Source organism: Nostoc sp. (assembly GCF_036917435.1).
Classification (GTDB): Bacteria; Cyanobacteriota; Cyanobacteriia; order Cyanobacteriales; family Nostocaceae; genus Nostoc.
This window is the reverse complement of the sequence record NZ_JBALDM010000039.1, coordinates 42,384-67,583: the sequence shown is the minus strand read 5'-3', so window position 1 is coordinate 67,583 and position 25,200 is coordinate 42,384. Positions and strand designations below refer to the sequence as shown.

Annotated in this window: 25 protein-coding genes and 1 pseudogene; 21 read left to right on the top strand and 5 right to left on the bottom strand. The window is 41.8% G+C overall.

What is annotated here, in order from left to right; all coding sequences use genetic code 11:
- Window positions 1-397 precede the first annotated feature (397 nt).
- From topA to V7K98_RS18915, 11 genes and pseudogenes are all read left to right on the top strand, one after another.
- Window positions 398-3,049 (top strand): type I DNA topoisomerase, encoded by a 2,652-nt coding sequence (topA, locus tag V7K98_RS18965; RefSeq protein WP_335024532.1) that lies wholly within the window; start codon window positions 398-400, stop codon window positions 3,047-3,049.
- A 566-nt stretch (window positions 3,050-3,615) separates the two neighbouring features.
- Complete coding sequence (locus V7K98_RS18960) at window positions 3,616-3,756, top strand: hypothetical protein (RefSeq protein ID WP_335024530.1); 141 nt, start codon at window positions 3,616-3,618, stop codon at window positions 3,754-3,756.
- A 22-nt stretch (window positions 3,757-3,778) separates the two neighbouring features.
- Window positions 3,779-4,225: a type II 3-dehydroquinate dehydratase gene (gene aroQ / locus V7K98_RS18955; RefSeq protein WP_335024538.1), complete on the top strand. Its 447-nt coding sequence runs from the start codon at window positions 3,779-3,781 to the stop codon at window positions 4,223-4,225.
- 72 nt (window positions 4,226-4,297) lie between these two features.
- Window positions 4,298-5,242, top strand: a complete 945-nt coding sequence (locus tag V7K98_RS18950) for an ADP-ribosylglycohydrolase family protein (protein WP_335024528.1) — start codon at window positions 4,298-4,300, stop codon at window positions 5,240-5,242.
- A gap of 208 nt (window positions 5,243-5,450) precedes the next feature.
- Window positions 5,451-8,153 (top strand): HD family phosphohydrolase, encoded by a 2,703-nt coding sequence (locus V7K98_RS18945; protein ID WP_335024525.1) that lies wholly within the window; start codon window positions 5,451-5,453, stop codon window positions 8,151-8,153.
- A gap of 68 nt (window positions 8,154-8,221) precedes the next feature.
- The gene (locus V7K98_RS18940) at window positions 8,222-8,644 is read left to right on the top strand and encodes a putative toxin-antitoxin system toxin component, PIN family (protein ID WP_335024523.1); all 423 of its coding nucleotides are present in this window, start codon (window positions 8,222-8,224) and stop codon (window positions 8,642-8,644) included.
- 6 nt (window positions 8,645-8,650) lie between these two features.
- Complete coding sequence (locus tag V7K98_RS18935) at window positions 8,651-8,869, top strand: toxin-antitoxin system HicB family antitoxin (RefSeq protein WP_292760357.1); 219 nt, start codon at window positions 8,651-8,653, stop codon at window positions 8,867-8,869.
- Between the two features lie 65 nt (window positions 8,870-8,934).
- A pseudogene (locus V7K98_RS18930) lies at window positions 8,935-9,144 on the top strand (hypothetical protein); the annotation flags it as partial.
- A gap of 287 nt (window positions 9,145-9,431) precedes the next feature.
- Complete coding sequence (locus V7K98_RS18925) at window positions 9,432-10,820, top strand: GTPase family protein (RefSeq protein WP_335024519.1); 1,389 nt, start codon at window positions 9,432-9,434, stop codon at window positions 10,818-10,820.
- 283 nt (window positions 10,821-11,103) lie between these two features.
- Window positions 11,104-11,436: a DUF433 domain-containing protein gene (locus V7K98_RS18920; protein WP_335024517.1), complete on the top strand. Its 333-nt coding sequence runs from the start codon at window positions 11,104-11,106 to the stop codon at window positions 11,434-11,436.
- On the top strand, window positions 11,433-11,786 hold the full coding sequence (locus V7K98_RS18915) for a DUF5615 family PIN-like protein (RefSeq protein ID WP_335024515.1): 354 nt from the start codon (window positions 11,433-11,435) through the stop codon (window positions 11,784-11,786). The genes V7K98_RS18920 and V7K98_RS18915 overlap by 4 nt, the downstream gene beginning before the upstream one ends.
- 72 nt (window positions 11,787-11,858) lie before the next feature.
- Here the strand turns inward: V7K98_RS18915 and V7K98_RS18910 are convergent, their stop codons facing one another.
- From V7K98_RS18910 to V7K98_RS18900, 3 genes are all read right to left on the bottom strand, one after another.
- Complete coding sequence (locus tag V7K98_RS18910) at window positions 11,859-12,308, bottom strand: DUF2442 domain-containing protein (RefSeq protein ID WP_335024513.1); 450 nt, start codon at window positions 12,306-12,308, stop codon at window positions 11,859-11,861.
- Window positions 12,301-12,546, bottom strand: a complete 246-nt coding sequence (locus tag V7K98_RS18905; RefSeq protein ID WP_334719289.1) for a DUF4160 domain-containing protein — start codon at window positions 12,544-12,546, stop codon at window positions 12,301-12,303. The genes V7K98_RS18910 and V7K98_RS18905 overlap by 8 nt, the downstream gene beginning before the upstream one ends.
- 74 nt (window positions 12,547-12,620) lie before the next feature.
- The gene (locus tag V7K98_RS18900) at window positions 12,621-13,277 is read right to left on the bottom strand and encodes a TetR/AcrR family transcriptional regulator (RefSeq protein WP_335024511.1); all 657 of its coding nucleotides are present in this window, start codon (window positions 13,275-13,277) and stop codon (window positions 12,621-12,623) included.
- Window positions 13,278-13,600: 323 nt separating this feature from the next.
- Between V7K98_RS18900 and V7K98_RS18895 the strand changes: the two genes are divergently transcribed.
- Window positions 13,601-14,554 carry a Rieske (2Fe-2S) protein gene (locus V7K98_RS18895; protein ID WP_335024509.1) on the top strand — a complete coding sequence of 318 codons (954 nt, stop codon included), beginning with the start codon at window positions 13,601-13,603 and terminating at the stop codon, window positions 14,552-14,554.
- Between the two features lie 186 nt (window positions 14,555-14,740).
- Here V7K98_RS18895 and V7K98_RS18890 read toward each other — a convergent pair whose 3' ends face one another.
- A complete protein-coding gene (locus V7K98_RS18890) occupies window positions 14,741-16,909 on the bottom strand; it encodes a PAS domain S-box protein (RefSeq protein ID WP_335024507.1) in 2,169 nt (722 codons plus the stop codon).
- 661 nt (window positions 16,910-17,570) lie between these two features.
- Here V7K98_RS18890 and V7K98_RS18885 point away from each other — a divergent pair.
- The 6 genes from V7K98_RS18885 to V7K98_RS18860 all read left to right on the top strand — a co-directional run bounded on the left by V7K98_RS18885 (window position 17,571) and on the right by V7K98_RS18860 (window position 23,118).
- Window positions 17,571-18,914, top strand: coding sequence for an adenylosuccinate synthase (locus tag V7K98_RS18885; RefSeq protein WP_335024505.1), 1,344 nt, complete (start codon window positions 17,571-17,573; stop codon window positions 18,912-18,914).
- 83 nt (window positions 18,915-18,997) lie between these two features.
- A complete protein-coding gene (locus V7K98_RS18880) occupies window positions 18,998-19,603 on the top strand; it encodes a 50S ribosomal protein L25/general stress protein Ctc (RefSeq protein ID WP_335024503.1) in 606 nt (201 codons plus the stop codon).
- A gap of 100 nt (window positions 19,604-19,703) precedes the next feature.
- Window positions 19,704-21,224, top strand: a complete 1,521-nt coding sequence (locus V7K98_RS18875) for a bifunctional aminoglycoside phosphotransferase/ATP-binding protein (RefSeq protein ID WP_335024501.1) — start codon at window positions 19,704-19,706, stop codon at window positions 21,222-21,224.
- Window positions 21,225-21,396: 172 nt separating this feature from the next.
- Complete coding sequence (locus tag V7K98_RS18870) at window positions 21,397-21,903, top strand: hypothetical protein (protein ID WP_335024499.1); 507 nt, start codon at window positions 21,397-21,399, stop codon at window positions 21,901-21,903.
- 185 nt (window positions 21,904-22,088) lie between these two features.
- Window positions 22,089-22,880: a YdcF family protein gene (locus V7K98_RS18865; RefSeq protein WP_335024536.1), complete on the top strand. Its 792-nt coding sequence runs from the start codon at window positions 22,089-22,091 to the stop codon at window positions 22,878-22,880.
- Window positions 22,881-22,896: 16 nt separating this feature from the next.
- A complete protein-coding gene (locus V7K98_RS18860; RefSeq protein WP_335024497.1) occupies window positions 22,897-23,118 on the top strand; it encodes a hypothetical protein in 222 nt (73 codons plus the stop codon).
- Window positions 23,119-23,123: 5 nt separating this feature from the next.
- Here the strand turns inward: V7K98_RS18860 and V7K98_RS18855 are convergent, their stop codons facing one another.
- Window positions 23,124-23,345, bottom strand: a complete 222-nt coding sequence (locus tag V7K98_RS18855; protein ID WP_442940425.1) for a ferredoxin-thioredoxin reductase variable chain — start codon at window positions 23,343-23,345, stop codon at window positions 23,124-23,126.
- A gap of 643 nt (window positions 23,346-23,988) precedes the next feature.
- On the opposite strand from V7K98_RS18855, the gene V7K98_RS18850 reads away from it, so the two are divergent.
- Genes V7K98_RS18850 through V7K98_RS18840 form a run of 3 tightly spaced genes read left to right on the top strand, consistent with a single transcriptional unit; the run spans window position 23,989 to window position 25,174 of the window.
- Window positions 23,989-24,732, top strand: coding sequence for a M50 family metallopeptidase (locus V7K98_RS18850; RefSeq protein WP_335024493.1), 744 nt, complete (start codon window positions 23,989-23,991; stop codon window positions 24,730-24,732).
- Complete coding sequence (locus V7K98_RS18845; protein ID WP_335024491.1) at window positions 24,732-24,917, top strand: hypothetical protein; 186 nt, start codon at window positions 24,732-24,734, stop codon at window positions 24,915-24,917. Before V7K98_RS18850 ends, V7K98_RS18845 begins: the two co-directional genes overlap by 1 nt.
- The gene (locus V7K98_RS18840; protein ID WP_335024489.1) at window positions 24,914-25,174 is read left to right on the top strand and encodes a hypothetical protein; all 261 of its coding nucleotides are present in this window, start codon (window positions 24,914-24,916) and stop codon (window positions 25,172-25,174) included. The genes V7K98_RS18845 and V7K98_RS18840 overlap by 4 nt, the downstream gene beginning before the upstream one ends.
- The last annotated feature ends 26 nt before the right edge of the window (window positions 25,175-25,200 follow it).

Here is a 25,200-nt window from a genome sequence, read left to right as displayed (position 1 = left end):
CCTAAGAATATCGGGAGCCGGATGCACCGAAAGGCGCACGTCCGGTTCTAACAGAGAGGCGCGGAGGATAATACCTCCCACCGACTCTAACAAACTACTCCCCATTCCCCATTCCCCATTCCCCATTCCCAATTCCCAATTCCCCAAATTTTAAAACTGTAGTCGCCAATTATGCGTTAGATAAGTTAAAGATTAAAATAGCTGGAAATTCATACCCAGCGTTTCCCTCTCTATCCTCTGGGACAGACTGGGGCATAAGTTCACAGGGTTTTCTCCTAAGCAGACAGTTTATGTGAGGATTAAATCACCGCCCTAAGCGCGACCTTCTTGACAATTTGCAAAAATTACCTCAATTTGACTGTTTAGCTTAGTAGCTATTCTTTTTATTGAAATTTCCATGTCAACTCTCGTCATCGTCGAATCTCCAACCAAAGCTCGTACCATTCGCAACTACCTGCCAGCAGGCTATCGGGTGGAAGCGTCTATGGGTCATGTGCGTGACTTACCCCAGTCGGCTAGTGAAATTCCTGCTGCCGTCAAGGGGGAAACATGGGCGCAGCTAGGGGTAAATGTGGACGCCGACTTTGAACCGGTATATGTTGTCCCGAAAGACAAAAAGAAAATTGTCACCCAGCTTAAAGAAGCCCTTAAAGATGTAGATGAACTGATTCTGGCAACGGACGAAGACCGGGAAGGTGAAAGCATTAGTTGGCATTTATACCAATTGCTGAAGCCGAAAGTTCCGACTAAACGGATGGTGTTTCACGAAATTACCCAAGAGGCGATCAAAAAAGCTCTGAAAAACTGCCGCCAAATCGATGAGCAGTTGGTTCGCGCCCAAGAAACGCGGCGAATTTTAGATCGACTCGTAGGCTATACTCTGTCTCCCCTGCTATGGAAAAAAATCGCCTGGGGATTATCTGCTGGGCGGGTACAATCTGTAGCCGTGCGGCTTTTAGTTACTAGGGAACGTCAACGCCGCGCTTTCCATGAGGGTGCATACTGGGATTTGAAAGCTAGTTTGTCAAAGGAAAAAATGCCCTTTGCTTCTCAGCTGGTGACGTTGGCAGGAACTAAAATTGCTAATGGTAGCGATTTTGACGCAGCGACAGGAGAAATTACCGCAGGTCGTAATGTCTTGTTGCTCAACGAAGACCAAGCAGTAGCCCTCAAGGAACGCCTAACGGGGAAAACCTGGAGTGTTAGTGATATTGAAGAACGCCCAGTGACGCGGAAACCGTCGCCACCGTTCACCACCTCGACGTTGCAACAAGAATCTAACCGGAAACTGCGCCTGTCAGCCCGTGATACGATGCGGGTTGCCCAGAATTTGTACGAACAAGGGTATATTACCTATATGCGGACAGATTCGGTGCATTTGTCAGATCAAGCGATCGCAGCTGCTCGAAGTTCTGTAGAAAAGCTTTACGGTCAACAATACCTCAGTCCCCAGCCCCGGCAATACACCACTAAATCCAAAGGCGCACAAGAGGCACACGAAGCAATTCGTCCAGCCGGTAGCACCTTCCGCACCCCTCAAGAAACCGCTTTGGGCGGTCGAGAACTTGCTATCTACGATTTGATTTGGAAGCGGACTGTTGCCTGTCAAATGGCTGATTCCCGCCAAACTCAAATTACCGTGCAATTGCAAGTCGAGGATGCTGGATTCCGTTCTTCTGGCAAACGAATTGAATTTCCTGGATATTTACGCGCCTACGTCGAAGGTTCAGATGACCCAGAAGCAGCACTAGAAGACCAAGAAGTAATTTTGCCCAATTTAAAAGTGGGAGATCATCCGAATTGTACAGAGTTGGAAGCAGTTGGACATGAAACCCAACCGCCAGCTAGATACACTGAAGCTTCTTTGGTGAAAACCTTAGAAAGCGAAGGTATCGGTCGTCCCAGTACCTACGCCAGCATCATTGGCACAATCATCGACAAAGGTTATGCCCATTTGGTGAGTAACGCTCTTATTCCCACCTTCACCGCTTTCGCCGTCACCGACTTACTAGAAAAACATTTCCCGGACATCGTTGACCCCAGTTTTACCTCGAAGATGGAGCAAACCCTTGATGACATTGCTACTGGTGAAGTGAAATGGTTGCCCTACTTACAGAAATTTTATCTAGGAGAAACAGGACTAGAAACCCTGGTAAAAGAACGGGAAAGCCAAATTGATGCTACCAAAGCTCGGACTGTAGAACTAGAGAATCTAGATGCCAAAGTCCGTATTGGTAAATATGGCCCCTATATTGAAGTTACAAATGGTGATGGGGTGATCACCGCGTCAATTCCCAAAGACTTGACACCAGCCGACCTCGACCCCAAACAGGTAGAAGTATTGCTGCGGCAAAAAATTACTGGCCCTGACCAAGTAGGTCGGCATCCCGAAACTGGCGAACCGATTTATGTGAAAATTGGTGCTTATGGCCCTTATGTCCAGTTGGGCGACAAAACCGACGAAAACCCAAAACCAAAACAAGCCTCCCTACTCAAAGGTGTTACCCCAGAAACCGTTACCCTGGAAATGGCTGTTGGTTTATTGGCACTACCTCGAACATTGGGAGTTCACCCAGGCACTAGCGGTAAAATCCAAGCAAGTTTGGGGCGCTTTGGCCCTTATGTAGTTCATGACCAGGGTAAGGAAGGGAAAGACTACCGTTCGCTGAAAGCTGCTGATAATGTATTGACAATTAGCCTAGAACGTGCATTAGAGTTATTGTCCGAACCCAAAAAGGGACGTAGTTCCACCAACAGCAAGTCTAAAGCAGCGTTACGCGAATTGGGTACACATCCAGATGATGGGGAAACAATTAACATCTACGATGGACCTTATGGCCCTTATATTAAGTATGGCAAAACTAATGTGAGTATTCCAGAAGGTCAAACGGTAGAAGATATAACCCTGACTGAGGCGCTGAACTTGTTAGCAGCTAAGGTATCGACAGCGAAATCGACTCGCAAAACGACTAAATCAACGAGTTCCAAATCTAAGTCAACTGCTAAATCAACTACAGCTACGAAGAAAAAGGGGACAAAAGAAGACTAACTGCGAGTCAGCTAATTTTGAATTTTGGATTAAAAGAATTTTGGGATTCATGCCTTGATGCCACTAATGGCAGTTACTACCCTGTGGGAACGCCAAGGGCGAACAAGTCGGGAAACGGCAAGGGTGAACCCTTCCACCGCAGTATCTCCCACTTGTAGGTGAAATAAATCTCAAAGACGCTCGTTCTGATGTTGCGCTGTAATAGGACTTACGCAAAATTGTCTCAAAAGCCCGATTTGTCGTAGCGGTAATTCATGAATTACCGCTACCTCATAACTTTTTTGCGTAAGTCCTGTGTAAATCTAAAATTCGTAGTCAAGTGTCTAAAGTCCAATCTTTAACTCTTGACCCTTGATATTCATCCCTGATAGGATGCAGCTCTATAGGTTGCAAGTGTGATACTCTAAAAAGTAAGGGAGAACACAACGCCAAATTTTAGAAGTGGCTTATGTCCCAAATACGGGATTGTGTTTCAGCCCGCTTGGAAGCCAGAGGTGCGACAATATGCCATTTTATGCGTACCTGCTAATCAAAAATTGAGGTAGTATCTCAGGAGCGTTCAGTTCATGGACTATATAGAAAAGGTGCTGGAAAAGCTTAAGGAATTAGCTCGCAGGCTAATTGAAAGTCTGTTAGGGCCGGAGGCTGAACGGGAACCGGAACTGATTCCGATTCCTGTGAACGATCGCTCGCGTCGTCGCCACTAAACCCAAAGTGCTAAACTCGACATTGCAACCCTTAAGCATTCTGGCACTGCATGGGCCAAACTTAAATTTGCTAGGACAGCGAGAACCAGGAATTTATGGTTCGTTGACACTAGCTGAAATTAATCGCCTGTTAGAGGAAGAAGGATTCAAGTTACAGGCGAAAGTTTCCCCTTTGCAGTCAAATCATGAAGGAGTTTTGGTAGATACTATTCATGGCGCATTAGGACAACATCAGGGGATTTTGATTAATGCAGGGGCATATACTCACACCAGTGTGGCATTGCGAGATGCGATCGCGGCTGTTAATTTGCCCACAGTCGAAGTACATCTAAGTAATATATATCGGCGGGAAGATTTTCGTCATCATTCATACATCGCCCCAGTTGCGATCGGGCAAATAAGTGGTTTTGGCGTTCAGAGTTACTTGTTGGGCTTACAAGCTTTGGTGAATTATTTAAGAAAAGATTAAAAATAACTCAATTTTTTAGATTTGATATTTTGGATTAAATTATTCAATCTAAAATCCAAAATCCAAAATTGTATGCGTTACTCTCCTATAAGTCGGTTTAGAGGTACTTTTCTCGGAGCCTTTCTGGGGGGAAGTTTAGCCACTGGTGGTAAGATGCAGTCTCAGAGTTACCTGGATTTTGGCAGAATGGCGATTCTGGGTACTGAAAGTCTGATTGCGTTGGGTAGATTAGATTTAGATGATTGGATAGCGCGTCAGCAACAAGAATCTCTTCATTTACCAGCCACTGACGATCTATCAATAAAAATAATTATTGCCACACTACCAGTAGCACTTTTTTTTCACGAAAATCCGATTAAGCTGCGGCAAAACTTGCTGTGTGTACTCAAAGTCTGGGAAGATGACCCATTAGTACGGGATGGAACATTAGCCGTAGCTTATGCGATCGCTCTTGCCTTAACAGAAAAACTCAACCCTCTCACCCTCATCCCGCAAACAATTGCTTTTCTCGGAGAAACACCGACATCAATACCAAAAAAATTATTAAAAGTCCAAAATTTATTAGAGCAAGGGGCGGGATTATCAAAGGCGCAAGCTGAGTTTGCTAAGGAAGAAGAACTCAGTAACACTATTGCTATGGCATTTTACTGCTTTTTGAGTACCTTAGAAGATTTTCGCCTTGCAGTTTTGCGGACTAATCACAATGGCAATTCTCAAGTGCAAGATACTAAATCTCTAAGCTCACAGGCTACAGGTATAATTACTGGTACTTTATCAGGAGCATATAACGGTATAGCCGGAATTCCCGTAAATTGGCAAGTCTTGCTGTTGCAAAAGAATTCTCCAGTATGGGGACTAACTAGCTTTTCCCAAATGTTACAATTAACCGATGCATTTGCGGCGGTTTGGTCAGGAGTGTATAATATTGCTCTAAATCCCAAGGAGTTAACAGACGAGGGATGCGACATGGCTTTACTTTCAGTTTACGCAGCCCCTCGCGTTATTCGGTCGCGTTAACAATAATTATGAATTAGCTTGCGTCACCGTAGTTGCAATAGTAAGTAGTCGGACACAATTAAATTCATTGGTGGAGATAGGGAACAGGTTACAGGTTACAGGAAAAAACTTGTGTAATTAATTCTGTCTGATTACTTAGCAGATCAAACTTCCCTGATGATTGTCTTTTTTTTTGAGCTATCAAAGTAGGCAATTGCAGGTAGAGATAATGAAAATGCAGCAATTTTTGCAGTTCTTAACCCAGCAATTGACTCACTGGCGGCGACAGTACAAAGGACTACGCCGTAAAGGAAAGTTAATGAGAAGTCCCAAAAGTAAAAGCCATAGAAAGGAACTTCTAAGAACTGTCCTGAAGAATGTAATCTTATTTTTATCAAAAACTAATGAAAAAAGCGTAGACTTAGCTCGCCGTAGGCATCTCCGAAAACAAGAAAGAGCGCTCCAGTCAAAGGCAAAATTGGTCAAAACTGAGAGTAGTATTTATACAGTTTGTTTAGATTGGGTGCATGAACAGCGTTCCTGGGTAATTTTAGCGATCGCTATCCTGTCCCTTACAGGCGTTATTGGGCAAAAATTATACAACCAAACTCAACTCCAAGTAGGACACCCCGCGCCCCAGACGATTGCAGCGCCTTACACAGCGAAGATCGAAGATCAGAAACAAACAGAAGCCGAGCGCAAAGCCGTAAGTTCTAGCTCATTACAAATGTTGATGCTAGATGCGCGAATGAACAAGAAAATCAACGAGAATTTGCAACAACTTTTGGATGATGGCAACGAAATTCGCGCCGTTGCTGGAGATTTTCCTTTTTTTGATTCTATAGTTTTGCCCATCTATACCCAGCGTTATCTCCGCTCTTGTCCTGATTCGGAATGGCAAGCGGTGCTAGTCGCTGTACAAAATAGTAAAAATCAGCAGAAGAAAGGAACAGGACAAACTGCCGCCTCATCAACTGCACCTAATCAAGAACGCCAACCGCGCACAACACCACGGAAGACTGAGCCGATTGATTTGTCTCAAAGTACTGATTTTACTCAAGCAGTTGCAGAACTAGAATCTTACCGCGTCACAACTTCTGAGAAAAGCTTGTCTTTACTAATTGCCCAAATTTCCCAAATACGTAAAAGATATACCCAAGCTACTGCTAAACTTTTACAACTAGATGCTGTTACCCCACAAGCAGTATACGAAGAATCCCTGCTTTTGGATTTGTCAGATTTGGAGTGGGAAAAAACACAAATGGGAATCCATCAGAGTGCAGAGCGGATTCTCACCCAAGGCATTCCACAAGGACTGCCAAAAAATATCTTACAGGATGCGGTGAGTTTGCAATTGCAGTCCTTTGTACCAGAATCCGCCGAAATTTTGGCAAAGAACCTGTTGTTAGCTGTACTCAAACCGAATCTGCAAAAAGATGAAGAGCAAACGACAGAAAACGCTCAAAAGGCTGCTGCTGGAGTGCCACCAGTAATGGTGAAGGTACAACATGGTGAAGTAATTGTCAAAAAAGGAATGCAGATTACTGCATGGAACTTTCAGGTGCTGGAGCATTATCACCTGATTCGCCGAGAGCTAAAATGGCGGGGGTTGGTGAAGTTAGCAGGGATGATTGCGATCGCCATTGGCATTTTTGTCTGGGTAGAACGACATATTGATTACGAATTGCGACAACGCGATCGCCTTTTAGTCTTATTGCTAACTCTGAGTGTGCCAGGATTGGTAACGATGGGATTGCCTTATACCACCTGGAGCGCCCTTGGTTTATTGTTGGGAAGCTTTTATGGCCCGACTTTGGGGTTAACAGTTGTTGGGCTGCTGTTGCCGATATTAGCTATTAGCTTGGACATAAGCAAGGCTGCCCTTTTAGCTGGTGTTGGTGGAGCAATATTAGGTAGTTACATAGCACAACGATTGCGATCGCGTGAAGAATTGGCATTATTAGGGGTTGCGATCGCTTTAACTCAAGGCAGTATTTATCTGGTTGTTAAAATCTTAATTGGTCAAGCATTTGGTTCAACCTGGTATATTGTCCTCCGAGAAGCCGGATTGTTTGCTTTATCCGGTTTAGGCTGGAGTGTTGTAGCTTTAGGGTTGAGTCCTTATCTAGAAAAAGTTTTTGATTTAGTCACTCCCATCCGCCTTGCAGAGTTGGCGAACCCTAACCGCCCTTTATTAAAACGACTCGCTACGGAGACTCCCGGAACTTTTCAACATACGTTATTTGTGGCTACCCTTGCCGAAGCTGCTGCTAAAGAATTAGGATGCAATGTTGAGTTGGTCAGGGCTGGGACATTATATCACGATATTGGTAAAATGCACGACCCCCTTGGCTTTATTGAAAATCAGATGGGGGGGCCAAATAAACATGATACAGAGATTAAAGACCCTTGGAAGAGTGCAGAGATTATCAAAAAGCACGTAACAGAAGGGTTGGTGATGGCGAGGAAACACCTTTTACCGACGGCAATTCAAGCTTTTATTCCAGAGCATCAGGGGACGATGCTAATTGCTTATTTCCATCATCAAGCCCAGCTTATGGCTCAGGAAGATCCAAGTTTAACAGTAGATGACGCAGATTTTCGTTACGATGGGCCGATTCCGCAATCACGGGAAACCGGAATTGTCATGTTAGCAGATTCTTGCGAAGCAGCGCTGCGATCGCTGCAAGCATCGGCTAAACCTATGGGAAAGAAGCCATTGCTTAAAGAAGTCTCTACTGAACAAGCTTTCGCAATGCTAAATAATATTCTGCGTGCCAAATGGCAAGACAATCAACTCGTCGATTCAGGACTAAAACGGGAAGAGATGTCACTAATTGCTCAGATATTTGTGGATGTTTGGCAGCAATTTCATCACAAACGGATTGCTTATCCGAAGTTGAAGGCTAGTAGCACTGTGCGGAATTCGTAATGCTATGTCTATGATGGGCTATGCCTACGCAGTTTCGGCAATGATAGCATATATGCTATCATTGCTGTATGGCGATTAAAATTGTGGTTGATACCAGCGTTTTTATTAGTGCGCTTATTAGCTCTAAGGGTTCCAGTAGAGAACTCATTCGACGCTGCTTAAAAGGCGAATATCAGCCTCTGATGGGAAACGCTTTATTTTCTGAGTATGAGTCAGTTATTGGGCGAGAAGAAATTATCGCCAAATGCCCTTTAACGAGTGCAGAAATTTCTGCTTTACTCGCATCATTTATGAGCGTGAGTCAATGGATTTATATTTACTACTTATGGCGACCTAATTTAAAAGATGAAGCTGACAACCACTTAATTGAATTAGCGGTTGCTGGTAATGCTCAAATTATTGCCACTCACAATATTAAAGATTTCCAAAATGCTGAATTGTTATTTCCTAACTTATCAATCTTAAAACCAGAAGAAATTATTAGGAGTTAAACAAAAATGGCTACTTTAACTATTCGTTTACCAGACGAAAAACACAACAGATTAAAACAACTTGCTCAAGCTAAAGGAATAAGTGTAAATAAGCTGATTGAAGAACTTTCTACGATAGCCCTAGCAGAGTTTGATGCCAATACCAGATTTAAAGCAATGGCCGCAACTGGAAATCCAGAAGAAGGTTTAAGGATACTGGCTAAACTTGATGCTTTGACAGAATAAAAATAAGAGAGCTTGTAGTGCGATCGCTGCAAGCATCGGCTAAATCTGTGGGAAAGAAGCCATTACTTAAAGAAGTCTCCACTGAACAAGCTTTGGCAATGCTAAATAATATTCTGCGTGCGAAATGGCAAGACAATCAACTCGTCGATTCAGGACTAAAACGGGAAGAGATGTCACTAATTGCTCAGATATTTGTGGATGTTTGGCAGCAATTTCATCACAAACACATTGCTTATCCTAAGTTTAAGGCTAGTGGCGCGGTGCGGAATTCGTAATTAAAGATTTCTAAAATGCTGAATTTTTATTTCCTAACTTATCAATCTTAAAACCAGAAGAAATTATGCCTGCGATCACATTTACTGATAATGTTGTTAACAGGTTTTTTAAAATGCGATCGTAGTTGATGCTAAATTTATACTGAGTGTTAAAAAAAACTGGTATTAAGGATTCAGCCAGGGGATTTTCCTGAAAATTGCAGATAAATTTTTACGAAATATCTATTTCTGGAGTTGAAGAATTATCTTAGTCAATTCAAAACATCACTTATAAGATACTTAAAAACATGACATCAAACCCAGAAAAAGAACGTGAACAGCAAATAACATTTCTTAGTGAAACTATCAAAAAGTACCGTCATCACTTACCTAAAGAACGGAAGCCTAGTATTCTCATCTGTGGAAAAACTGGCAACGGAAAGACATCTACTATAAATGCTCTTTTTGGGCAAGAAGTTGGTAACGTTGGTGATTACGGTCGTGGCACAGACACTGATGAGGTTTATGAATGGGAAAGTAATGATGAAAATATTAACATTGTTGACCTTCCTGGACTTGGTGATTCAGAAAAAAATGATAAAGTTTTCCAAGAAATTTATCGGCGGCGAATTAAAGAAGCTGACGGATTTATTGTCATTGTCTGCCCACCAAGACCAGCAGAACTAGGTACACTAAAAACTGTAAATCTACTTATTAGTTCTGGAGTCTCTAGTAAGCATATTATTTTCGGTTTTAACAAATTATCGTACATAAGGTATCGAGATAATGGTAAAGTTTCTCAGGTTGAAATTGATGGGCTAATTGGATCAACAAGTCCTAAACATACTCAGGTGATTGGAGAGGCTAAGAAAGCATTTCTAGAAACTCTGCGAGAAGAAATTCCAGGTGCTTCATTCTCTGAATATCAAATCATTGAGTATGATTCTATTTCGGGTTGGAATCTTCACAAAATGCTTTCGGCTGTAGTTGAAATGCTCCCTTACGAGGCAATAGCAAAGTTAAATCGAGCAAGAGAGGCAGCAGAAAGGCAGGCAATAAAAAAAGAAAAAGATAGATTAAAAGAAGAAAGAGAATTTATACGACAAGAAGAAGAACGCCTAAAACAAGCTAATGCACAATCATTACGGGAACAAGAACGTCTAATACAAGCTGCTGCACAAGCTAATGCACAATCATTATGGGAACAAGTTCTAGAGGAACAGAGAAGACGCGTTGAGGAGAGGGAAGAAGAGGCACTAGCAAAGTTAAATCGAGCAACAGAAGCAGAAAGACAGGCAAGAAAAAAAGAAAAAGATAGATTAAAAAAAGAAAGAGAATTGATACGACAAGAAGAAGAACGCCTAAAACAAGCTAATGCACAATCATTACGGGAACAAGAACACCTAAAACAAGCTACTGCACAAGCTACTGCACAATCATTAAAAAAAGAAAAAGATATTTTAGAGGAACAGAAAAGACGCGTTGAGGAGAGGGAAGAAGCAGTAGAGAATTTCAGTAATCAGGGAAAACAGTTCAACACAAGTATAGTTGATAAAATTCTGAGTGGAATTGAAACAGTAATCACATTAATCGATCCAAGTGTGGGGGCAACTATAGGTGCTGCCCGGAAAGTTATTACTAGTGCTGGTAATGTTGCGAGTAACCTTTGGAACGCAGCCACTTCATGGTTCAGATAAAGTAGCACATGAAGTTAGCTACCATAAAGAGAGGAGTGGTATAGCAATCCAATTTGATTTTTAAAAAAATCTTGTTACGCAGCATTACCTCAGAGAAACGCTTGTGGTAAGTCCGTTGCAATTTTAATACCGCAAGTGTTTCTTAATTTTTGCTTTTTACTTGTTAACAACTTACCCTTTGGGTTTTGCGATAATCTCAAGGCTTTTCTAAATTTAGGTTACTCCACAGGCTTGCTTTAGATGCGATCGCTTAATATCAAATTAAAGAGTCGCAAACAGTTTTATGACAGCAGCACTGAAGAGAGCAAAGCCATATATCGAACAACGAGATGGAGGATATTGGATCGAAGGGATTCGGATCTCTCTCGATTCAGTTGTGTATGCCTTTTTGAATGGTGAGTCTCCTGAAAGCATTACCCAAAACTTTCCATTACTCTCGCTGGAGCAGGTTTATGGTGCTATTACTTTTTATCTTGCCAACCGAGAGCTAATTGATGCGTATTTAAAAGAAGGTGAAAAAGAGTTTGACAAATTGCAACAGTCTCTTAGAGAGAAAAATCAGCTTCTGTATCAAAAATTAAAAACTGATCAAATACAGAAGCATAGCGAGGCATGACAAAAGTTAGATTTCAAGCAGATGCTGACCTACGCCAAGCGATTGTAACTGGTACGATACGTAGACAACCAAATCTTGATTTTCAATCAGCTTATATAGCATTGCTCGAAGGTAAGAAAGATTCAGAAGTATTGGCGATCGCAGCACAGGATGGTAGACTCCTTGTGACTCACGACCGTAAAACCATGCCTTCTGAGTTTGGTGAATTCATAATGTCAAAAACCAGTTCTGGAGTTTTGATTCTTTCCCAGAATTTGTCAGTCAGTGATGCAATTGAAGCACTCATCCTCGTTTGGGAAGCTTCTGCTGCTGAGGAATGGGTCAATCAGATGATGTCTATCCCATTCTAAATAACAAGTCGTTGCGGCAAAACTACAGCTTTCGATGCGATCGCTTTATGATCACTGGAGTGAATTAATATATCAAGCTTCATCAGTAGCCAGTATAATTTCTTTTCCAGGGCGACCGCCCTTTGTCCCGTTAAGTCGAGATGCCTCAGATTTTGCAGCAGAAGTGGAACTTCCACCCTTTCTGGCAAGTTCAGCCATCCATTTTTTGGTTCCAAATATTCCATTCATCAAAGCAGGAATACTCAAATCTACATCTAGGGTTTTCCAGTGTAATCCTTCACCAGAAGGTGTTACCTCTACTTCTGCTAAATCTTTAACCGAAGCACCCGCCAATCCTTCTCCTACCTCTGAAGGGAACCCAAACATACATTTGTTGGACAAAATAACTATAATCATTCCTAAATAAGCGTCATAAAAAGCACGAGTAGCCCGTGGTTCAGATGTGGCGATCGCATCTGATTTTGCTCTCGCATTAAATAACTTTTCTTTTAATTCTTCTGTAGGCGCAATTTTTTTAACCATGATATTCTCGCCACTTTTTTAGTAGTTCCAATTGGTGATCCGCAACTAACTGTAAGGCTTTCACCGCATCTTTATCACTCATTCCTGGGGATACCCAAACCCACTCTGGAGGTAGGTTTTCATCTCCTATATTGATTTTTGCCTCTCCGCCCCCCTTAAAAACATGGACATGAGCAGGAATGTGATCGTTAAGGTAGATACGAACCTCAAAACCGCCTTTTCTTAAAATTGTCGGCATTATCTTAAATTTTATCAGATATAACCTAAGCGCTTGGGTTTATCAATAGCTCGCAGTTTCCCGATATTCAATCCCTAATCCTCACTACGTCGCACACCAGCCAAAATAAAATTAACTGCTGCTTGAGTATGCTGCTCAATCATTTCTGGACTCAGCAGTTGCAAATCAGGTCTAGTATGCTTGATGTTTTCGTAAGCGTTGAAGTACATATTACAAACCCCAATAATATGCAGAGTTGTGAGAAATGGATCGATCTGACGGAAACATCCTTCGGCCATCCCCCGCTCTAAAATCTTGATGAGATAGCTAAAATTTTCTTGCCAATTCGCCTGCTTGAAATACTTTCCCTGATTTTGGTTTGCTTCTTGAAACCAAAGCATTCCCCGGTGCGGGTGAGCAGCTTCGTAAGCGATCGCTCCCTTAACTAGCAGCTTCAAAGCCTCCTCTGGTGGGAATTGATCCAAATTTAGCTGCTCGAACCCTTCGTGCATCTCCACTGCCGGACGTTGCAGAACAGCTTCATATAACCCTTCCTTGCTCTGGAAGTAGTAGTAAATCATCGCTGTGGTGACACCTGCACCTCTAGCGATCGCTTCTGTCCGCGCCCCACTGAGTCCATTTCTGGCAAACTCCGCTTCCGCCGCATCGAGAATCTGCTTTTTCGTCGCTTCTGCATCGCGCACCTGACGCGGCTTTCCAGATGAGAATTTTGACTCCGTTGAACGACCCACTTTTCTCCACGATCATAACCAAAATATATTAACTAAAAAATTGCTTAGTAGTTGACATAGAAGATGAAATTTATTACATTAATATCTATTAACTAAATAATTAGTTAATTAATTGTCTAACTAATCCATGTAGTAGCCAAAGTTAGCCGAGTCAATGCTCGGTACTGTTAGTTCGTCCATTGCAGATAAGACTTTAATCATCTCAATTCACATTCCGACAGGTGACATCAACTTGTCTACAACTTTTAAGTTTCAAAATTTCGTTACCTTTTACTAACACATCTAGCAATTTTTAAATCAATTATCAATATTTTGGAGGAAAAATGAAACCAGTTTTACCTGGTGCGCCTTGGTTAATCGCGCACAAATCTACATTAGGAGTGAATAAACCTAATAAACTTACTTTAAACGGACAGGATTATGTTATTTGGCAAAATCATAAAGGTGAAGTTTTTGCCCTTGATAACATCTGCCCACACATGCAAGCCCCCTTATCAGATGGCTGGGTTTGTCAAGAGAGAAATACTATTACTTGCCCTTTTCATGCACTAGAATTTGATGGAGAAGGCAGACTACAGCAATCAGAAAACAAGGAAAATCAACCTATTACCAAACCATTAAAGCTAATTATTAGTAATAATTGTATCTGGACTTATGCTGGATTTGAGCCAAGATTACCCATCCCAGATTTGCATCAAAAAATTGTTGATGAATACGATTTTCTTGGAGTAACAGGGGATAAAAGTATTCAGGGTGACTTTTTGAGTAACCTGATGGTTAACTATGACTACAACCATCAAAATGGGACTCATAAAGAACTATTTAAAATTAAATATTGTCATGTTACTTCTTTTGAAGAAAAAGGATACTATACCACAATTAAACAAGATTTAAGGAGAGATGATAATACACTAGCAGAAATTATCAAAAACCCAATTTTAGGCATTTTTCCAAAAAATCTCAATAACACACTCGAATACGCTTTTCCTTCAACTACTGGTTTTTTTGCTAAAACGCCCATTGGTGATATTGCTCAAATTCATATTCTCTATCCTGAAACAGAAAAAATCACCAAGACGTTTATTTTGATATATGCCAAAGTTGTCAATCCTTTGATGAAGTTTCTGTTTAAAAATTCAGTTTTACAAGCAGCAGCGACTGTTATTGAACAGGATACAGGTGCAGTTGAAAGTTTGTATCCTCGGAAAAAATTAAAAATTAGATTGCCAAATGAAGAGATTATGTTCTACACAGAAAAACTTTACCGCGATTGGTAATTTGGATTTATAAAGCCTAACTGTACTTTAAAATCAAGTAAATACAGCAATTAAAAAGTAAGATTCTCGACTCAAATACTTTTTAACTGATATTTTTGATTTCTAGTAACCAATTTTCAACATCAGCAGAAAGTTTTGGTTAATAGGATTTTTTCTAGTCTGTAATCCTTTTACCACCATAATAAATTAACCATCTCCTCTAACTGATTCCAGTTCTTGAGACAGCAAATGTGTGTCTCTGAATGTTGAGGCAGGTAAGTACACTGTAAATTGAGTCCCTCTGCCTACCTGACTGTAAACATTAACAAAACCACCGTGATTCTTAACAATACCCAACGCCGTGGAAAGTCCTAAACCTGTACCTTTGCCTACCTCTTTGGTGGTAAAAAATGGTTCAAAAATCCGTTTTTGGACTTCCGACGACATGCCCATACCAGTATCCGTTACCACGATCGCAACATAAGAACCCACTTTACCATCAATATTGATCTGTGCAGAATGTTCCCCAATCACCATATTTTCTGCCGCAATCCTCAATATACCGCCATTGGGCATGGCATCGCGGGCGTTAACTACTAAATTTATCAGCACCTGATGTACTTGAGTTATGTCTCCACGGATGTACCACAGATTTTTAGCGATATCTGCCTGAAAGATGATCGATTTGGGAAACGTTTGAGCGATAATCTGCTCAATTTCTGCCATCAAAGGCTGAATTTGCACAATTGTCCGTTTGCCTTCAATCCCCCGTGCAAAAGACAACACTTGCTTGAGCAAATTAGCACCGCGTTTAACATTATTTTCTAAAGTTTGCAGTATTTGCTGACTCTGCGAATCGGGCAATTTCTTCTGCAACAGTTGAACTGACATTAAAATTGGGGATAGTATATTGTTGAGATCGTGGACGATACCGCCAGCTAACGTACCGATACTCTCTAAGCGTTGCGATCGCAGAAGTTGAGCTTCTAGTTGTTTCTGCTGCGTAATCTCAATGTTCACACTCAAAATGGATTTGGGTTGTCCATTATCATCTCGGATCAGTATCCACCGACTTTCAACGATAATTACTTTACCTTCTCTTGTTAGTTGATGCAACTCACCTCGCCACTCACCAGTATTCATCACCTTCAAGTAAGCATCTTCTAACTGTGGTGAAATATCTTTATACAAAAGTTGCAAAACATTCTTACCTACAACTTCCTCAGCCTTCCAGCCGTACAGACGTTCAGCACCTTGATTCCAAAACAAGATTTGGTTGTGGATATTTCGTACCAAAATCCCCTCAGTTGATACATCCAGCAGCAACCCTTGTTCGCGGATTTTCTGTTCTGCCTGTTTTTGCTGGGTTATATCTCGCATCAGTGCCAAATGAATAAACGTGCCATCAGATTCGTTACGCAGTGGTACAGCATGAGTTTCCATGTAGCGACGAGTACCTTTAAATCCGACAATTTCAAACTCTAAAGTCCCCTTGTTACCTTGGCAGATACTTTTATGGAAGTTGGCAAAAGCTGCCCTATACTCTGGCACAATTACGGCATCAATTGGTTTACCAATTAAGACATCAGCACTTTCCACTTCCATCATTGCCAATCCTTCTGCATTAATTTCTAAAAGGATGCCATCCCTAGCAATTAACTTGATGCATTCTGGTTCTGCATCTATCATGGCTCGTAAACGGTTTTCACTTTGGCGTAGGGCCAATTCCGTCTGCTGAAGTTGCCTAATATAACGCCACAACAAATCATACAGCAGCCCCACCAGCACCAAATCCACAATAGCAGCGATAAAAAATGTAACTACCGCTTTTTGGGAAATTGCTTGCGACTGCTGCATTCCCTGCCGTAATAAATTTTGCTCTACCTCTAAATAGTCGTGAATAAGTTGTTGGATTTCTTTGCTACTTTGCTTGTCTTTATCAGATAAGATTCGCTGCCGAACTGCTTCAAATCCCTGGTTTTGTCTGAGATAAATCTCTTGTTGCAGAATGTTGAGCTTACTGGTAATTTTTAGCTTCAGCAAAGAAATCCACTGCTGCTTTTGATGATTATTAGGAGTTAATTTACTGAGAATATGAATATTATAATTAGTTTGCTGATTAGCTGCAAGATAAGTTTTTAAATCATCTGCATCTGCTGTAATTAGATAATTACGTTGTGCTGTTTCAGTGTCTTTGAGTATAGATTGGATACTTTCAACTTGGGTAATAACTTCATAAGAGGATGTCACCCATTGCTGGTTATGAATCAGCTTAACAGTGTTGCTATAAGAAACTACAGCATTAGTAAATATAACTGCCAACGCTAGGACAAATATTGCTTTTAGCTTTTGGACTCTATACCATTTTTTGATCATGCGATCGCCCTTTCTGCCCTAGATAACCTCCATCAGTTAAGGTTAAAAATTAAAAACAAATACTGAGAATATTTTAAGAATTTTGATAACACTGGTAACAAAATACAATCTGTTGTAGTTGTAAATTTATGGATTTCTTGGGATAATGATTTATACATAATACTCACAAATAAATCCGCTAATTTTTAATATAAATTCATTTTGAGCATTCATGCGATCAATGCAGTTATGGCGGTTCTCAGTTGAGTGAGACACACCCGTAGGGGCACGGCAGTGCCCACTGGTGTCAACTTAACGTAAAACCCTTGTGAAGAAACGATCTTGAGTTCACTCACTTCCTATGACGATCCGCGTTACCCCACCCTAACCCTCCCCTTATAAAGGGGAGGGAACCGGATTTCCTGTTTCCCCCCTTTATAAGGGGGGATTAAGGGGGGAAAACGTCTGTGGGACAAAGTTTTGAGCTTAAGTTGACACCGATGGGCAGTGCCGTGCCCTCACACCTTGCGATGTGATATTGATGCTAATCGCTGTCATAAGTCAGGTTACACGATAAATTTACAATGGAATTTGCCGGGTTCCTCTGCAATCAGCTTGACATGGTTAAAGCAATATGTTAATAATTATAGTTTGTGGAAACTTTACTTCTTAATATAAGCTCTTGGCTAACGTCATTGTCATAGGTGCCCAATGGGGCGATGAAGGAAAAGGTAAAATAACTGACTTACTCAGTCGTTCCGCAGATGTTGTGGTTCGTTACCAAGGGGGTGTCAACGCTGGACACACGATTGTAGTTAAAGGCCAAACCTTTAAGCTGCACCTGATTCCCTCTGGTATTTTGTATCCAAATACCGATTGCATTATCGGCTGTGGAACAGTAATCGATCCACAGATTTTGATTGCAGAACTCGACCAATTAAAAGAACTAAATATTTCCACTGACCACCTGCTGATATCTGAGACAGCCCACGTCACAATGCCTTATCATCGGTTGATTGACCAGGCATCTGAAGAACGACGGGGAAGCCATAAGATCGGCACAACAGGTCGGGGCATTGGGCCGACTTATGCTGATAAATCTGAACGTATAGGCATCCGAGTTTTAGACTTGATGAACCCGGATGAACTGCGTGAGCAGTTGGCGTGGACGATTAATTATAAAAACGTCATTTTAGAAAAGCTTTACAACTTGCCGCCTCTAGATGCACAAGAGGTAATTGAACAGTATTTGGGGTATGCAGAACGTTTGCGGCCTCACGTTGTTGATACATCGTTAAAAATATCCGATGCAATTGGGCGACGACGCAATATTTTGTTTGAAGGCGCACAAGGTACGCTCCTTGATTTAGATCATGGAACTTATCCTTATGTAACCTCCTCTAACCCTGTGGCAGGGGGGGCTTGCGTTGGTACAGGGGTAGGCCCGACAATGATTGACCGGGTAATTGGCGTGTCGAAAGCTTACACGACACGGGTGGGAGAGGGGCCATTTCCCACAGAATTGCATGGAGAGTTGGGTGAATTGTTGTGCGATCGCGGGGCCGAATTTGGCACAACCACCGGACGCAAACGTCGCTGTGGTTGGTTTGATGCGGTCATTGGTCGCTATGCAGTGCGGATTAACGGCATGGATTGCATGGCGCTTACCAAGCTGGATGTCCTCGATGAATTAGAGGAAATCCAAGTTTGTGTAGCTTATGACATTGATGGCCAACGCAGCGAAAACTTCCCCACCAGTTCCCGTCAATTTGCTAGATGTCGCCCCATCTACAAAACCTTACCAGGCTGGAAAGTGTCAACAACCGAATGCCGCAGCCTGGAAGACTTGCCACAGCAAGCACTGGACTATCTAAAATTCCTCGCCGAATTAATGGAAGTCCCGATCGCGATCGTCTCACTAGGAGCAAGCCGCGATCAAACCATAATCGTAGAAGACCCCATCCACGGCCCCAAACGCGCTTTATTGCACGCTGACGGCACACCTGCTACCCTGCTGAGTGCGTAAATTAGTCATTGGTCATTAGTCATTAGCAAATGACAAATGACTAATGACAACTGACAAATGACAAATGATAAAGGACAACTTGTATGGCTATTACAGTCGAATCTCAAAAACGTCCAGAAGGCAGCAAGCCAAGAGCTTTGCGCCGTTCTGGATTGATACCTGCCAATTTGTACGGCCATAAGGGTACAGAGTCCATTTCTTTGACTATTGATGCTAAAACTGTTGAGCGTTTGCTCAAAAGAGTTTCAGTCAACAATACATTGATTGAATTAAACATTGCTGATGCACCTTGGCGCGGCAAAACCCTGCTGAGAGAACTTCAGATCCATCCAGCAAAAGGTACACCTTACCACCTCAGCTTTTTCGCGGTTGCTGGCCACGGCGATACCACTGTAGGCGTTCGGCTGCGTTTTGTGGGCAATGCTATTGGTGTTAAACAAGATGGTGGTGTGTTAGACACCGTTATCTCCGAATTGCAAGTTAGTTGTGCGCCAGAAAACATCCCGGATGTAATCGAAATCGATGTTACTAACCTGCAAATTGGAGACAGTTTGAGTATTAGTGATATAGCCTTTCCTGAAGGTGTGACACCTCTAGCTGAATTGGAAAGACTTGTTGTGAGCGTTTTGCCACCGCAAATTAGCGCTGATGATGCTGGGACAGCAACTGCAACTGAAACGGCTTCTTAAGCTAGGTAAACTATGTAATAATTTTTGATGATACCAGGGGGCGACTCCTGGTTTTTTTGTATTTGAACCGCAGAGGCGCAGAGAGCGCAGAGGAATAGAAATGACAGAAGCGACTCTTCCAGTCTTAATTCAGCAAATGTTGCAGCCTGGTTTTTATCCCCATGCGGTAACGGAACCCATTGAACTAATTCAAACTCACATTTCTTATGTGCTGCTGACTGGGGATTACGCTTATAAGCTGAAAAAACCGATGAATTTTGGCTTTTTGGATTTTTCCACCTTAGAGAAGCGGCAGCATTTTTGTCACGAAGAGTTGCGGTTAAATCAGAGGGGTGCTGGTGAACTATATTTAGAAGTTTTGCCCATAACTCTGGTAAATGAGCAATATCAGTTAGGGGGAACTACCGAAGCTGTAGAATATGCGCTGAAAATGCGGCAGTTTCCTCAAGAGTCGCTATTGAGTACATTTTTTGAACAGGGTAAGTTAAATGAGACACTCCTAGATGAGTTGGGACGGGTGGTGGCTCAATATCATGCCGAATCACAGACGAATGATTATATTCGCAGTTTTGGTGAAGTGCCAAATGTCCGGGCTGCATTTGATGAGAATTATCAGCAAACTGAGAATTATATTGGTGGCCCCCAGACTCAGGAACAATTTACAGAAACAAAGCAATATACAGATAATTTTTTTGCCGAACGTCCAGAATTATTTGCTAGCAGAATTCAGAACAATCATATTCGTGAATGTCACGGGGATTTACACCTGAGAAATATTGCTCTGTGGCACGATAAAATTTTGCTGTTCGATTGCATTGAGTTTAATGAGCCATTTCGCTTTGTCGATGTGATGTATGATGTGGCGTTCACGGTGATGGATTTGGAAGCGCGGCAACGCAAAGACTTGGGTAATGCGTTTTTGAATGCCTATATAGAGCAAACTGGAGACTGGGAAGGTTTACAGGTGCTGCCTTTATATTTAAGTCGTCAGGCTTATGTCCGGGCAAAGGTGACATCATTTTTGCTAGGCGATCCGAGTGTACCCGCGACGGTAAAGGAAGAGGCGACAAAAACCGCTAGTGAGTATTACAAACAGGCTTGGGAGTATACTAAACCAAAGGTTGGAGAGCTAATTTTGATGTCGGGGTTGTCGGGTTCTGGTAAAAGTACCACAGCAAGGCATTTAGCCCGTCAACAGGGAGCGATTCATCTGCGTTCTGATGCAGTGCGGAAACATTTAGGCGGAATTCCTCTGTGGGAAAAAGGTGGCGATGATTTATATACGCCTGAGATGACCGAAAAAACTTACACACGGTTGTTGGAATTGGGTATTATCCTGGCTCAACAAGGGTTTTCGGTGATTTTGGATGCCAAGTATGATAAACAGCAGTTGCGGCAAGAAGCGATCGCTAAAGCTACAAAACACGAAATTCCCCTTCAGATTATCCAATGCACAGCACCGCTAGAAGTTCTAACAGAGCGGCTGAACAACCGCACTGGTGATATTGCTGATGCCACCGCCGATTTATTAGCCTCACAAGTCAAACAAGCTGAACCTTTCACTGAAGAGGAACAAGCCTACGTAAAGATTTTTGATACAACTCAAGTAATTCGTAATTGAATCGAAAATTACGAACTACGAATTAGTATGTAGTAGTCTGTCAAGTTTAAATTGATGGGTAACAAAGTTGGTAGTAAAGACTTCAGTCCTTATTTTATAAGCACTAAAGTGCTTACTACAAACTTTTCATTACTAGCTTGACAGACTAGTAGTTAATAGCCTTTTTTACTATATGGCAGACAAAAAGAACGATTTTTTGAGTATTTCTCCCAGCTTCTTTTCTCAGTTGTTATTTGGGGCATTTTTAACATTTATATTAATAATGACAGGCTCCGCACCAGCCCTGAGCATCTTCTTAGGAATCATGGGCGGTTTCATCCTCAGCTGGATCACGAATGTAACTGATAATAGTCCCCAAGCACCAAATGTAGCCTCCTCTGATGGTGTTGATGCCGGACTTAAATACTGGTTATTTTTTATGCTGGGCTTTGTGTATTTGGGATATCCACCACCCATGAGTATTTTGCTAGGTGGAATAGGTGGTTTAGCTGGAGGCTGGATTACTGCTTGGTGGGGAAGTAAGGAAGAAACTAGAACTCAGTTGCAAGTTGAAGAATCAGAAGAGGGTGAAGTTGAACCAACGAATGAAAGGATCAACAAACGGCAAACAAGAAAAACGGCCCGCCGTTACCGTCGCCCTCCTGGAAGTAGTTTCAATTTCAGGTTTTGGCAAAGGTAGTAATTTGGGAATTGGGAATTGGGAATTGGGCATTGGGAATTGGTAATTGGGAATTGGTAATTGGTAATTGGGCATTGGGCAATAATCAATAATCAATAGTTATCTTTCCCCTGCTTATTTCTCAGTTACCATGCCCTATGCCCCATGCCCCATGCCCTATGCCCCATTCCCAATTCCCCAATAATATGTTTTTATATCTATCGAAATTACTACCGCTATTTTTTTATCCACTAGGATTAGCCTGTGTCAGTTTGGTGATAGCATTAGTAACCTTGTGGAAACGACCGCGTACTGCGGCGATCGCAATTGCTTTTGCTCTAACTTTATTGCTATTTTGTAGTAATGCTTGGATCGCTAAATCGTTAGTGCGATCGCTAGAATGGCAAAATCTTCCACTCGCCCAAATACCAAATGCAGAAGCAATTGTGGTTTTGGGTGGTGCAACTAAACCAGCTTTTTTCCCAAGACCTACCGTTGATTTGAGTGAATCAGGCGATCGCGTGATTTATGCCGCACAACTATATCGCCAAAAAAAAGCGCCTATAATCATTCTTAGCGGGGGGCGCATTGATTGGCGTGGTAGCGGTTCACCAGAATCGGCAGATATGGCAACAATACTCACATCTATTGGTATTCCATCTGACGCGATCGTTCAGGAACCTGAATCTCTCAATACTTATCAAAATGCTGTAAATGTCCGAAAAATTTTAGAATCTCGTCACATAAAGCAGGTATTATTAGTTACTTCGGCAATGCACATGCCGCGATCGCTTAACATTTTCCAGCGTCAAGGAATTAATGTCATTCCTGCACCCACTGACTTTTTAGTTACTCAGGGTGACTTGCAAGAACTTGGTTCCAGTCCCAAAGCCGCTATACTGAATTTATTACCTGATACCGACAACTTGCACCAATTTACCACTGCTTTAAAAGAGTACATTGGTTCTTTAGTTTATCGCTTACGCGGTTGGCTTTAATAATGACTAATGACTAATGACTAAAAACTTACCCTATATTATGCCATCCCCTCAACACCAAGTTGAGGAAGGTTTTGCTGGTTACAAAACAACCCACCAATTCTACCATGAAGTTCGGTCACGGTCAGAGTTCCAGCGTTATTGTGAATGGTATTACGCAATAGCAGAACAGAACCGCCAAGAACTGAAAAGAATGCGCGGCGAACTGAATATTTTTCAGTGGTTTCGCCGGCGATAAGTGATTTAGATGATTTCTAACTCGTTTTCACGTAAATGGGCTTTAAACTTTTTACTAAACTGGACTACAATCGGGAAATTAGCGCTTACGGGTCTGTCTCGCCATTGGGTGGCAATACCTACTACATCACCTTCTGTACTTTTGATGTCAAAAGCCTGATTCCGGTGTTCAGGATGATGATACACTACTACCGAATCTTTAACGCGGACGCGATCGCCAACTTTCATAACAACACTTACACCTAGCATTTTCTTTTCCACAAGTATCTGCTACAAAATATATGATTAAATCGCTTAAAATTCGATTTAATCAGCTATTTCTTGACGCTTCACAGGGGTACGACGGCGCATTTAACCCTCTGCGTCCAGGCACGTCTTAGCAATCCGTGCATACTTTTACAAGTTTTGCCGTGTTAATGTTTATCGCTCCCACCTTACGTTTTACCCCAAAATCAGGGAAAAGAAAGAAAACGAAGCGATATTCAGATGTGCTAGTACTTTGGCAAGAGATATAACCCTATCATCTTCAGATTAACTGAAAGTTTTCGGGGCATTCTAAAACCCTTCATTTGTAAGAAGAGTTTTAATATCTGGTCAAGAGAACATTTTACACAATTCCTGGAACAACAGGTTCATGATTTTATTCAAGAGTTTACCGCATAGCAACTTCTCACCTTGCTTGCTGATATTGGCTTGGATTAAAAAATAAATAAATCCAAGCGCAGCAAGTATTTTAGCTATTGACTATATGTAATTTAAATGCTTATAAGTTTAAGTGCATTAGGATAGATAAAATAGACTGTCAATTTTAGATTTTGAATTTTCTAGAAAATCTAAAATCTAAAATCTAAAATCCAAAATAGAGTGATTTATGAGGGAACCGAGCAAGAATTTTGAACCCTTACTTACCAAAGAAGCCCCGCCAGTTGTAGAACGCATGGGTCTAACCTGGCTAATTGCAGCAGCGATCGCAACTGCTTTACTCTGGCAAGTACCAGGAGGTGATTATATCTTATACCCATTTACAATTCTGGCAACCTGGTTCCATGAAATGGGTCACGGCTTAATGGCACTCCTACTAGGGGGACAGTTTCAGAAATTACAGATTTTTAGCAATGGTTCTGGTGTTGCAACTTATGGCATCCGGTCGTTATTGGGGCCAATTGGCTCGGCAATAATCGCAGCAGCAGGCCCAATGGGGCCACCTCTTGCCGGTGCAGCTTTAATTCTGGCTTCCCGCAGTTTTACAGCAGCTTCTTTAAGTTTAAAAATTTTAGGAAGTTTTTTGCTATTTTCTACATTAATTTGGGTACGTTCCTGGTTTGGATTGATAGCAATACCCTTACTGGGTTTAATAATCTTGGGTATCGCCCTGAAAGCACCTCGTTGGGCGCAAGGATTTGCTATTCAATTCTTGGGTGTACAAGCTTGTGTGAGTACCTACCATCAGCTTGATTATCTATTTAGTACTTCTGCTGGCCCCCTTGGACTCTCTGACACAGCGCAAATGCAGCGATATTTGCTTTTACCTTACTGGTTTTGGGGTGGGTTGATGGCGATCGCATCTTTGGTGATTCTAGTCCAAAGTCTCCGCGTTGCCTATCGTTCGGAGTGATGAGTAAGAAACACCATCAAAAGGCGATTGAATCTTTAGATCAAAGAATTACTGAACATCAAGAAAAGATTAGACTGGAATCAGAGAAGAGTTTTCCTGATGAAGGTTTAATTAAGCATTGGGAAAAAGAGATTCGTGCTTTTGATAAGGCAATCCAACAAGCGCGTAAAAGATTAGGACAATGAATATGCAGATTAGCGATCGCTCTCTTGCAGTCACGAATTCAACCCTCAGCACCTTGATTGCTGAATTAAGTACAGAGTGCCTGAAAGTACAAGCCTTAGTTAACCAGTTACAGTTACCTAGTTTAACTGCTAACCAACAAGCTGAAATTCTCGCAGAACTCCTAGCTGCTGCGGTTCATCTGCATAATCATTGTGATGAAGATTTTCAGATGCTAATTGTTGAGGAAATGGAGAATTTGCCTGATGATCGGGATTGACTGGTGATTTTAGGTTAAAGTATTTG